The 10,780-nt window shown below is 66.6% G+C and carries 9 protein-coding genes and 1 pseudogene; 1 reads left to right on the plus strand and 9 read right to left on the minus strand.

Annotated elements, in window-relative coordinates:
* Positions 1-188 precede the first annotated feature (188 nt).
* The 9 genes from DBR22_RS20290 to DBR22_RS20330 form a co-directional block, all read right to left on the minus strand.
* Positions 189-2,354, minus strand: coding sequence for a 3-hydroxyacyl-CoA dehydrogenase NAD-binding domain-containing protein (locus DBR22_RS20290; protein WP_108600480.1), 2,166 nt, complete (start codon positions 2,352-2,354; stop codon positions 189-191).
* A complete protein-coding gene (locus tag DBR22_RS20295) occupies positions 2,351-3,640 on the minus strand; it encodes a thiolase family protein (RefSeq protein WP_108600481.1) in 1,290 nt (429 codons plus the stop codon). The genes DBR22_RS20290 and DBR22_RS20295 overlap by 4 nt, the downstream gene beginning before the upstream one ends.
* Positions 3,641-3,774: 134 nt before the next feature.
* Complete coding sequence (locus tag DBR22_RS20300; protein WP_108600482.1) at positions 3,775-5,103, minus strand: HRDC domain-containing protein; 1,329 nt, start codon at positions 5,101-5,103, stop codon at positions 3,775-3,777.
* A 44-nt stretch (positions 5,104-5,147) separates the two neighbouring features.
* Positions 5,148-5,801: a DUF3000 domain-containing protein gene (locus DBR22_RS20305; protein WP_108600483.1), complete on the minus strand. Its 654-nt coding sequence runs from the start codon at positions 5,799-5,801 to the stop codon at positions 5,148-5,150.
* 57 nt (positions 5,802-5,858) lie between these two features.
* Positions 5,859-7,007 (minus strand): threonine aldolase family protein, encoded by a 1,149-nt coding sequence (locus DBR22_RS20310; protein ID WP_108600484.1) that lies wholly within the window; start codon positions 7,005-7,007, stop codon positions 5,859-5,861.
* 35 nt (positions 7,008-7,042) lie between these two features.
* On the minus strand, positions 7,043-7,822 hold the full coding sequence (locus DBR22_RS20315) for an SDR family oxidoreductase (RefSeq protein ID WP_108600487.1): 780 nt from the start codon (positions 7,820-7,822) through the stop codon (positions 7,043-7,045).
* A gap of 8 nt (positions 7,823-7,830) precedes the next feature.
* Entirely contained in the window at positions 7,831-9,219 is a 1,389-nt protein-coding gene (locus tag DBR22_RS20320; protein WP_108600485.1) for a DUF6421 family protein, read from the minus strand.
* A 150-nt stretch (positions 9,220-9,369) separates the two neighbouring features.
* The gene (gene msrB, locus DBR22_RS20325; RefSeq protein WP_181365266.1) at positions 9,370-9,891 is read right to left on the minus strand and encodes a peptide-methionine (R)-S-oxide reductase MsrB; all 522 of its coding nucleotides are present in this window, start codon (positions 9,889-9,891) and stop codon (positions 9,370-9,372) included.
* Positions 9,892-9,905: 14 nt separating this feature from the next.
* A complete protein-coding gene (locus tag DBR22_RS20330) occupies positions 9,906-10,397 on the minus strand; it encodes a hypothetical protein (protein ID WP_108600486.1) in 492 nt (163 codons plus the stop codon).
* Between the two features lie 99 nt (positions 10,398-10,496).
* Between DBR22_RS20330 and DBR22_RS20335 the strand changes: the two are divergent.
* Positions 10,497-10,780, plus strand: a pseudogene (locus DBR22_RS20335) (lipase); the annotation flags it as partial.

The following is a 10,780-nucleotide window of genomic DNA, read 5'->3' on the forward strand; positions in this document are numbered from 1 at the left end:
GTGGATGAGCAGGTCCGCAAGGAGCGCATCGAGGCCGACGGAATCGACGAGACCCGCCGCTAGGCGGAGCCTCCAGCCCACCGGATCGGTGGCGCAAGGACAAAGGGCCGGTGCGGGTCAAACCCCGCACCGGCCCCTTTCCTTGGGATCAAGCAGCCTGCAACCGTCGTCAGCGGGGATGCAGACTTTTAGGCAGCGGCAGACACGGATGCGACGCCGGGGGCATGGAAGCGCCTGCCGTTGACGCGTTCGGAGGCGCCAACCCTGTCCAGGTAGGGTGTGATGCCGCCCAGGAACATAGGCCAGCCCGCGCCAAGGATCATGCACAGGTCGATGTCCTCGGGCCCGGCCACCACACCTTCGTCGAGCATCAGCCCGATCTCCTCGGCGAGGGCATCCTGCACCCGCCGCAGCACGTCCCCGCCGGTGGACGGTGACGTACCAAAGGACAGCAGCGAGAGCGTTGAAGCCGGGACCTCCTGGCTGCCATCGGCGGTGGGCGCCCAGAAGGCCTTCACGCCGTTGTCGATGAGCTTTTGCAGGTTGGCGGAGACAGGGAAGCGCTCACCGAACGCGGCGTGCAGGGATTCCTGGACGTGCTGGGCCACCGGCAGGCCCACCATGGCGCCCAGGGTGAACGGAGTCATGGGCAGGCCCATGGGGCGGAGCGCGTTGTCGGCCACCTCTGCCGGGGTGCCTTCGTCGAAGGCCGCGATGACTTCGCCCATCAGCCGCAGCAGGATCCTGTTCACCACAAAGGCCGGTGCGTCCTTGACCAGGACAGCAGTCTTCTTCAGGCCCTTCGCGAGCTCGAACGCGGTGGCCAGGACCGCGTCGTCGGTCCTGGGAGCGCGCACGATTTCCAGGAGCGGCATCAGGGCCACCGGGTTGAAGAAGTGAAAGCCCACCAGCCGCTCCGCGTGGGCAAGGTCCTCAGCCATGGCCGTGACCGACAGCGAGGAGGTGTTGGTGGCCAGGATGCACTCCGGTGAGACGATTGCCTCCACCTCTTCAAAGACCTGCTTCTTGATGTTCAGTTCTTCGAAGACGGCTTCAATGACGAAGTCCGCGTCCGCGAAGGCCTCCTTGGATACCGAACCGGACACCAGGGCCTTGGTGCGGTTGGCCGCGTCCTGGCTGATCCGTTTTTTGCCCAGAAGCTTGTCCACCTCTGCATGGACATAGCCCACGCCTTTGTCCACGCGGGCCTGGTCGATGTCCGTCATGACCACCGGGACCTTGAGTTGCCGGGCGAACAGCAGTGCCAGCTGGCTGGCCATCAGCCCGGCACCCACCACGCCCACCTTGGTGACGGGCCGGGCGAGCTTCTGGTCCGGCGCGCCGGCCGGCCGCTTGGACCGCTTCTGCACCAGGTCCAGGAACGCGTACACGGTGGCATGGAACTCATCGGTCTGCATGAGCCCGGCCAGGGTCTCACACTCAAGGGCAGCCGACCCGGCCTGGGTCAGGGTGCGGTTGGCTTCGAGGATCTCCAGCACCTTGGCGGGCGCCGGTGAGGCGTTGGAAGTCTTCGCTTCCACCATCGCGCGGCCCGCCGCCACTGCTGCGCTCCAGCGCTCTGCGACGTCAGGCAGTGAGGGATCGACGGCGTTGGCCCGCTCCGGGACCAGCTCGCCGGTGATGACCTTGGCTGCCCAGGCAATGGACTGCTCCACGAAGTCGGCAGGCTCGAACAGGGCATCGGCGATGCCAAGCTGGAAAGCCTCCGGACCACTCAGGGTGCGGTTGTTGCTGAGGGGGTTCCCGATCATCACCTTGACCGCGTTCTCCGGCCCGATCAGCCTCGGCAGGATGTACACCCCACCCCAGCCAGGAACCAGGCCGAGGGCGGCTTCCGGCAGTGCCAGCGCACCGGCTGCTGTGGATACCGTCCGGTAGGTGGACTGCAGGGCAATCTCCAGGCCACCGCCAAGCGCCACCCCGTTGATGAAGGCGAAGCTGGGGACGCCCAGGTTTGCCAGCGTCCCGTACACGTCGTGTCCGAGCTGGGCCATCCACAGCCCCTGGTCGCGGGTCTTGAGCGACTTGACCGAGGACAAATCAGCGCCCGCCACGAGGAAGTAGGGTTTTCCGGTCACGCCGACAGCCGCGATTTCGCCGCGGGCAGCACGGTTCTTGAGGCCTTCCAGGACGGTGCCCAGTTCGATCAGGGTATTGGGACCCAGGGTGGTGGGCTTGGTGTGGTCGAAGCCGTTGTCCAGGGTGATGAGCGCGAAGACGCCCGGGCTGGGATTGCCGGGCGTTGCCGGCAGCGCGATGTCCTGGACGTAGGAGTGTGTCACCCGTTCGTCGGGAAAGAGCTCGGCAAGCTTGGTGAAATCGGCGGCGCTCATGCGGCGGCTCCTTCGGTGGTTGCTTCGTCTGCGGTGGCGCCGGCCGTGGTGGTGACGGTGCCGCTGTAATCGGTGTGGTGCGGGTTCTCCCAAATCACGGTGGCCCCCATGCCGAGGCCGATGCACATGGTGGTGATCCCGTACCGGACGGAGGGATCCTCCTCGAACTGGCGGGCGAGCTGGTTCATCAGCCGGACGCCGGAGGAGGCAAGGGGGTGGCCCACAGCGATGGCGCCGCCGTACCGGTTGACGCGGGGATCGTCGTCGGAAATTCCGAAGTGGTCCAGGAAACTGAGCACCTGCACGGCGAAGGCTTCGTTGATTTCGAAAAGCCCGATGTCGCCGATAGTCAGCCCTGCGTTCTTCAGGGCCTTCTCGGTGGCCGGTACCGGGCCGATCCCCATCACTTCGGGTTCGACGCCGGCATACGCGTAGCTGACCAGCCGCATCTTGACCGGCAGGCCCAGCTCTGCGGCGGCGTCAGAGGACGCCAGGACGGCGGCGGTGGCGCCGTCATTCAGCCCGGCCGCGTTGCCTGCAGTCACGCGGCCGTGGGCCCGGAAGGGAGTGCGCAGGGCGGCAAGGTCCGCCAGGGTGGTGCCGGGCCGGGGTGGCTCGTCGACGCTGTTCAGGGTCCAGCCCTGCCCTGGCTTCAGGGTGGCCACGGGCACCAGGTCCGGCTGGATCTGACCGTTGCCGTAGGCGGCCGCGAGTTTGTCCTGTGAGGCGACGGCGTAGGCGTCCGTGCGGTCCTTGGTGATGGCGGGAAAGCGGTCATGCAGGTTTTCTGCTGTGTTGCCCATGTTCAGCGCGGCCGGGTCAACGAGCCGCTCTGACATGAAGCGCGGGTTCGGATCAGCTCCGGCGCCCATCGGATGGTTTCCCATGTGCTCCACGCCGCCGGCAATCACGACGTCGTAGGCGCCGAAGCCGATGCCGCTCGCCGTCGTGGTGACTGCGGTCATGGCACCGGCACACATACGGTCGATCGCGAACCCCGGGACAGTCCGGGGGAGCCCGGCCAGGAGGGCAGCCGTGCGCCCGAGGGTGAGGCCCTGGTCTCCGGTCTGGGTGGTAGCGGCCACTGCCACTTCGTCGATCCGGCCGGCCGGCAACGTGGGGTTGCGGCGCAGCAGTTCGCGGATGCATTTGACCATCAGATCGTCGGCGCGTGTTCCGGCATAGATGCCTTTCTCACCGGCCCGGCCGAAGGGTGTGCGGACGCCGTCAACAAAGACGACGTCGCGGACAGTACGCGGGGATCCGCTGCTTCCGTGGTGGCTCACGTATAACTCCTCATCGAGACATGGGCGCCCGTCAGGAGCCAAAGGCAGCGACGGGCGGCAGTGCACACTATGTTACTCGCCAGTAACTTAGTGTGCAAGGCACGAACTTAGTGTGCAAGGCACGAAGAGGTGGGTTATTCGGAGGCTGCGGCTGCCTTGGCTTCCTTGGCCGGCAATGGCTGCGGATTGAGGAACGCCTCGAGGAGGAGCGGCGTCACCAGACCCACCTGCCATGCGCGGGCGCCGAGGGTGCGGAGCTCCGCGGCCAGGGTTTCTTCGCTGATGTCAGCAGGCGGGCGCCACGCGATGCGCCGGAGGTAGTCCGGCGTCAGCAGGTTTTCCACCGGGAGGTTCAGCTCTTCGGCCTTCTCCTGCAGCAGCGGACGCGCGGTGGAAAGCCGTGCTGCGGCTTGGGGATCGCGGTCTGCCCATACACGGGGCGGCGGCGGGGCGTTGGTGGGCAGGTGCAGCGGCGGAAGCTCGGGCAGGTCCCGCGCAGCCGCGATGCACCGGAGCCAGCGTGGTGCCTCACGTTGAGCCGCCCGGCCGTGGAAGCCCTTGGTGCCCAGCAACTGGGGAACGGTGGAGGGCATTGCTTTGGCTGCCGCGACCAGCGCGGAGTCCGGAATCAGCCGGCCTGGAGCGACGTCGCGCTTTTGCGCCAGCGAATCGCGCTCCAGCCACATCTCGCGGACCGCGGCCAGCTGGCGCCGGTCGCGGATCTGGTGCAGGCCCGAGGTCTTGCGCCAGGGGTCAACCCGGGGCGGGGCTACGCCTCCGGCGAGGATGGCGGCAAATTCCTGTTCCGCGTATTCGAGTTTGCCGTCCGCCTGGAGCAGCTCGATCAGTTCCTCGCGGAGTTCCGTGAGGACTTCAACGTCCAGCGCCGCGTAACGCAGCCAGGGCTCAGGCAAGGGCCGGGTGGACCAGTCTGCGGCCGAATGTTCTTTGGCCAGGCCGAAGCCCAGCAGCTGTTCAATGACGGCAGCCAGTCCAACGCGGGGAAGGCCGGCCAGCCGTGCGGCGAGCTCGGTGTCAAAGAGCTTGTCCGGCCACATGCCCAGTTCCAGGAGGCAGGGCAGGTCCTGGCTGGCGGCATGCAGGATCCATTCCACCCCGTGGAGGGCGTCGTTGATGATGCTCAGGTTTCCGAACGGTTCGGGGTCGATCAGCCAGGTGCCCGAGCCTTCGCGCCGGATCTGGACCAGGAAGGCGCGCTGGCCGTACCGGAATCCAGAGGCCCGCTCGGCGTCGACCCCTGCCGGACCGGTGCCGGCGGCGATGGCGGCTGCAGCCCGCTCCAGTCCGGATTGGGTTTCGATGACCAGCGGAACGCCGTCGCGCGGTGCATCGAGGTCAATGACTACGGGGATCGGGCTGTCGAAGCCTTCCACCGTGATGTGGGGAGCGGTTTCAGCAGCCGGGGCGCCGGCCGTGGTGTTTTCCGGAATGTGAGGGGTCATGATGACTTCAGTTTACCGACAAGGCGCTGCCCTGGTTCCGGTGCCTAGTTCCGGCGCCGGCGGGGAAGGGCGGAGACACCGTCGGGCAGCGGCGGCAGGCCGGCAAAAGTGCAGACCATGTCCGACCACGCTTCAAGGTGGGCCGTGACGTCCGAGGACGCCGGCGTCCAGGACGCGCGGAGCTCGATGTCGATGGTGCCCGGCCTGTCGGACAGTGTCCCGAAGCTCTCCGAGAGGACACGCGTGGCGGTTCCGCCGGCCGCCCGGTAAGGGGCCTTGTGGTTCTCGAGTGCCTCGACCAGCCAGGTCCAGGCGACGGTGCCCAACATTTCGTCATTGCCCATTTCCGGCTCCAGCTGGGCCCGGATGTAGGTGACGATGCGGAACTCGCCGTCCCAGACCGCCGACCCCTCGGGATCGTGGAGCAGGATGAAACGGCCCGTAGCGAGTTCGGTTTCCTCCTCGTCCTCCGTTCCGGAAGCGGCCGCCAGTGCCATGGCCGCCGGCCCGTGAACGGGTTTGGTGCCTGCGTTGGGCCCGGGCGCCATGACCTCGGCCCCGAGCGCCACCGCGAACGGTGCCAGGCGTGCGGGGGCGGGGATTTCCGCCAGCCGCAGTTCATCGCGGCATTGGGCCTTGCGGAGGGTTCCCAAGGCGTGGAGAAATTCCGGGGGAACCTGGGCGAGTGAGTTCACCATCGCAGATTAGCAACTGCAGGGGAGCGCCGCCGCAGGCTCGCCGTCCGCCGGTTCATGCTACCCGGCGTCCGTGCCTGCGGCGCGGTCCCTGGCCTGACCCCTCGCCTGGCCGGTAACCTGCCCAAGCTCCTTGCGGATGGCAGCCGCAAACGCGTCGACGTCGTCCTCGGTGGTGTCGAAGGAACACATCCAGCGCACCTCGCGGGCGGCCGCGTTCCAGTCGTAGAACCGGAAGTATTCCCTCAGCCGGTCGGCCACGCCTGCCGGCAGGATGGCGAAGACGCCGTTGGATTCGGTCTTCTGGGTGGGCAGGACGCCGTCGATGGAGTCGACGGCGGCGCGGAGCCGGGCAGCCATGGCGTTGGCATGGGAAGCGGACCGCAGCCACAGTCCGTCTTCGAGGAGCGCAATGAACTGGGCGGACAGGAAACGCATTTTCGAAGCCAGCTGCATGTTCATTTTGCGCAGGTAGATCAGGCCGTGGGCCGCTTCAGGGTTCAGTGCAACCACCACTTCGCCGTAAAGCAGTCCGTTTTTGGTGCCGCCGAAGGACAGGATGTCCACACCGGCGTCGCGCGTGAATGCCCGCAGCGGCACCTGCAGGTGCGCTGCGGCGTTGGCCAGCCGGGCGCCGTCCATGTGGAGCTTCATGCCTTTGGCATGGACATGGTCTGCGATGGCGCGGACTTCGGCCGGGGTGTAGCAGGTCCCCAGTTCCGTGGTCTGCGTGATGGACACAGCCAACGGCTGGGCACGGTGCTCATCGCCCCAGCCCCAGGCCTCACGGTCAATCAGCTCCGGCGTCAGCTTGCCGTCGGGGGTAGGGACGTGCAGGAGCTTGATCCCGCCAATCCGTTCCGGGGCGCCGTTCTCGTCCATATTGATGTGGGCCGTCGACGCGCACACCACAGCGCCCCACCGTGGCAGCAGCGACTGCAGCGCCAGGACGTTGGCGCCGGTTCCGTTGAACACCGGGAAGCATTCGATGCCGGCGCCGAAGTGCTCCTCCATCAGCTCCTGCAGCCGGGCCGTGTAGTCATCCTCGCCGTACGACACCTGATGGCCTTCGTTGGCCGCAGCCAGTGCCGCCAGCACCTCCGGGTGGACACCTGAATAGTTGTCCGAAGCGAAACCGCGAACGGCCGGATCGTGCAGCCGTCCGCTGCCATTCTCAACAGTGGCGGGGGCCTGGGCAGTTGTTGTCATTGCTTTGCTCACGTTCTCAGTCTAGGGACAAGGGGTCAGGAGGCGAGGACCAGCCGCCGGCCGTTCAGCTCGCGTGCCGGGCGGCTGAAGAGACCGACGACGGCGGCCGCCAGCTCTTCGACGTCGGTGGCACCGGGGAACGTCCGTTCCGGGTGCCGCTTCCGGACGTCCGCGTCGACCAGCGCCTTCACCACCAGGACGACGGCGGCGCTGCCGGGTTCACTGCCTGTGCCGTCAGGGCTGTCCGGGCCTGCGGCGCTGCGCCCCAGTCCTTCTGCCATGGCCATGGTCCATGCTTCGGCAGCGGCCTTGGCTGCCGCATAGCTGGCGTTTGCTGCAAGCGGCTTGTCCACCGCCGTCGAGGAGACCATGGCAAACCTCCCGTTGGGGGAGACCGCAAGATCGGCATAGAAGACCCGGGTCACATTCCTGAGCGTGGTGATGGCACCGCGCTCCAGGAATTCCCAGTCGTCGTCGCGCTGGTCCTCAATTCCCGTGGCGCCGCGCCAGCCGCCCACGAGGTGGATCACTGCGTCCAGCGGACCTGCGGTGCCCGAGATGGTCTCACGGAGGTCCTGGACTGCGGACAGATCCGCAAGATCGCACACCAGTGGCGTGACGCCGTCGCCCGCGTTCCGGGCAGCGTCTTCGATGCGCCGCCTGTCTGACCCCACAGTGAAGACCCGGAACCCGGCCTGGCGCAGGGCTCGGGCCACTGCGATCCCGGCTGCTCCGCTGCCGCCGGTGACCAGGACGTTCAGCGCCCGTCCGCCGTTCGGGACGGGCGCGTCGTCGGCCGGCCGGTGCGGGCTCACCTCACCGCTCACACGTCCGACGTTCCGGTGATGCCTGCGGTGGATTCGATGACGGGACGCATTTTCTTCTCCAATGCCTCGTAGAACATGGACAGCGGGAATTCGTCGTCCAGCACCTGGTCCGTCAGCCCGCGCGGGGGACCGGCAACGGGCAGCGCGTCCGGACCCTTGGCCCATACCGACGCAGGGCTGGGCGTGAGCGTGGCGGAGATCAGCTGGTAGGCGGCGAGCCAGTGGGCCATCTTGGGCCGGTCAATGGAACGCCAGTACAGGTCATCGATGGTGGCCCCGAGGGCGATGACGGCGTCCGCTACCTGGTCCCAGTCAATGGTGAGCCGGCTGTCGGTCCAGTGGAGGACGTGGTGCTGGTGCAGCCACGCGAACAGCAGTTGCCCGCCCAAACCGTCGTAGTTGCGCACCCGGCTGCCGGTGATCGCAAAACGGAAAATCCGGTCGAAGATGATGGCGTACTGCACCAGCTTGGCGTGGCGGCGGGCCTCCGGGTCTGCAGCCTCGTCCTTTTCGATCCGGACGGACTCGCGGAAGGCGGTGAGGTCACAGCGGAGTTCCTCGAGGGAGTACAGGAAGTACGGCATGCGCTGCTTGATCATGAACGGGTCAAAGGGCAGGTCCCCGCGCATATGCGTGCGGTCGTGGATCAGGTCCCACATCACAAACGTGGCCTCGGTGAGCTTCTGGTCCGAAAGCAGCTCCGCTGCGCCGTCGGGAAGCTCCAGCGAGGTGGTGGCCGCCGCAGCGCCCAGGACCCGCCGGAAACGGGCCGCCTCGCGGTCCGCGAAGATCGCGCCCCACGTGAAGGCGGGCGTCTGCCGGACAGCCACGGTTTCGGGAAACAGGACAGCGGAGTTGGTGTCGTAACCAGCCGTGAAGTCCAGGAACCTGACAGGCACAAAGAGCCTGTTGGAGTAGTCCCCGGATTCAAGTTCGGCAACGAAGTCCGGCCAGATGACTTCGATCAGGACAGCCTCCACCAGTCTGCTGCTGCTCCCATTCTGGGTGTACATGGGGAAGACGACCACATGCTGCAGCCCGTCGCGGCGCTGCAGTTGGGGCTGGAAGGCCAGGAGCGAGTTGAGGAAATCCGGCACGCCGAAGCCGGCACTTTCGGAGCCGTCTCCTTCGCCCGCCCAGGTGCGGAAGTCTGCGGCGGCTGCCTCAAGGTAATCGGCGTCGTGGGGGACCAGCGGCGCCAGCCGGGCCAGGGAATCCGTGATGGCCGCGACCTGGACCCGTGCTTCAGCGTGGTTGGCGGGGTCGGCCACCGAACCATCCTGGCTCTGCAGTGCCTGAAGTGCCTGGGCAGCAGTCTTGAGTCGGATCCACGCGGGATTCTCCGCCGAAATCCGGGTGGGGACACTGGTAATGGTGACGGTCATGTCGGACTGCCTTTCTCGTTGCTAAGCTCTACCGCGAGCGTAACAAGCAACCAGATTCCCTAATCCAAAATCCGCTCTAGCATAAGAGATCCTCATGCTGGACGGGAGAATCAACAGTGTCAGGTGCGGGCGAAACCGTGTCTGGCCGGATTAGGCCTCCGAGGGTTGCCCATCCGCGGCGTCGCGCGGTACCAGCTTGAGGGACACCGAGTTGATGCAGAAGCGCTGGTCCGTAGGGGTGCCGTACCCCTCACCCTCGAACACATGGCCCAGGTGGGAGTCACAGTTCGCGCACCGTACTTCCACCCGCTCCATGCCGAGGGTGCGGTCATGGATGTAGCGGACAGTGCCATCGGCCAGCGGCGCCCAGAAGGATGGCCAGCCACAGTGGGAGTCGAACTTTTCGTTGCTCCTGAAGAGTTCGGTCCCGCAGGCGCGGCACTGATAGACGCCCTCGGTGTGCGTGTCGGTGTACTCGCCCGTATAAGGGCGCTCCGTACCGGCCTGCCGCAGCACACGGTACTCCTCCGGCGTGAGTTCCTGCCGCCATTCGTCGTCGGTTTTCCGGACTGCGGGCCCGGGCGTGCCGGTATTACCGGTGTCAGTGACGGTGCCGGGAATGGACCCGGTGGCCTTGTTACCGAAGATGCTGCTCTTTCCGAAGATGCTCATAGTGTGATCAACGCTCAGGAGTCGCCGATAAATCCCGAACCGGCGTACAGGTGCAGTACGGGCAGCCCGAGCTGGTCCTGGGCTTTGTTGGCCCAGTCGGTGTGGAACGTGTCTGCCACGGCGTGGGGCCGCGTAATCACCACAGCCTGGCTCGCGCCGAGTTCCTTGACCTTGCTGACAAGGCCATTGACGGCCCCGCCGTCCACCACTTCCCCTGTTATCCCGCCGCCCAGCCCGTCCAAGGCAGCCAGCGAGACGGCCAGCGTCTCGGCGGCCTCGGCACGTTCGGCGTTGCGGTCCGGGGCGTGCGCGGTCAGTTCACGGAACGCTTTTGCGATGTCCAGCAGGGAGAGGTTCTCCAGGAAGTCCACCAGCAGATGCCGTTCAGTGTTGCCCGGTACCAACAGGACAAGGGGGGTGGGTGATCCGCCCACCAGCCGTTCGATGTTCACGCGGTCGTCCGCGCCCAGGGGTTCTTCGGTCAGGATGACGATTGGATCGCTCATGGCATCAGCCTAGCCGTGCACCCTCTCTGCTGCATCCTTTGCCCGCCAGTGCGCCGCGTGGAATATGGCCAACCGGCTCCGGGCAGTAAGAATGGTTCCATGGCACCTTCCACGCGTACACCCACGTTGACGGCGACACCCCCGCTCCAGGCCGACGGCGGTATGTCGTTGCGCACCAAGTGGGCCCTCGGCGGTGTGCTTGGCGGTGGAGCACTTGCAGGCTTACTGGCCACGGGGTCCTCCGCGCTCGCCGTTTACTTCGCCCGGCGCGTCATCACCCCGGTAAGGCAGCGTGCTGCCGACCAGGAAGTCCTGGCGGTGATCCGGGAAGGCAGCGGGCGGCAGGTCATCCTGGCTGCCACCCCGGACACCATCGTTGACGG

Origin of the sequence: Arthrobacter sp. HMWF013, from assembly GCF_003061105.1 — a bacterium.
In the GTDB taxonomy this organism is placed as follows: Bacteria; Actinomycetota; Actinomycetes; order Actinomycetales; family Micrococcaceae; genus Arthrobacter.

What these genes read in the sequence shown, in the direction of transcription:
- DBR22_RS20290 (WP_108600480.1), bottom strand. Translation starts at nt 2,354, where the DNA reads ATGAGCGCCGCCGATTTCACCAAGCTTGCCGAGCTCTTTCCCGACGAA.
- DBR22_RS20300 (WP_108600482.1), bottom strand. Translation starts at nt 5,103, where the DNA reads ATGACCCCTCACATTCCGGAAAACACCACGGCCGGCGCCCCGGCTGCT.
- DBR22_RS20305 (WP_108600483.1), bottom strand. Translation starts at nt 5,801, where the DNA reads ATGGTGAACTCACTCGCCCAGGTTCCCCCGGAATTTCTCCACGCCTTG.
- DBR22_RS20310 (WP_108600484.1), bottom strand. Translation starts at nt 7,007, where the DNA reads ATGACAACAACTGCCCAGGCCCCCGCCACTGTTGAGAATGGCAGCGGA.
- DBR22_RS20320 (WP_108600485.1), bottom strand. Translation starts at nt 9,219, where the DNA reads ATGACCGTCACCATTACCAGTGTCCCCACCCGGATTTCGGCGGAGAAT.
- msrB (WP_181365266.1), bottom strand. Translation starts at nt 9,891, where the DNA reads ATGAGCATCTTCGGAAAGAGCAGCATCTTCGGTAACAAGGCCACCGGG.
- DBR22_RS20330 (WP_108600486.1), bottom strand. Translation starts at nt 10,397, where the DNA reads ATGAGCGATCCAATCGTCATCCTGACCGAAGAACCCCTGGGCGCGGAC.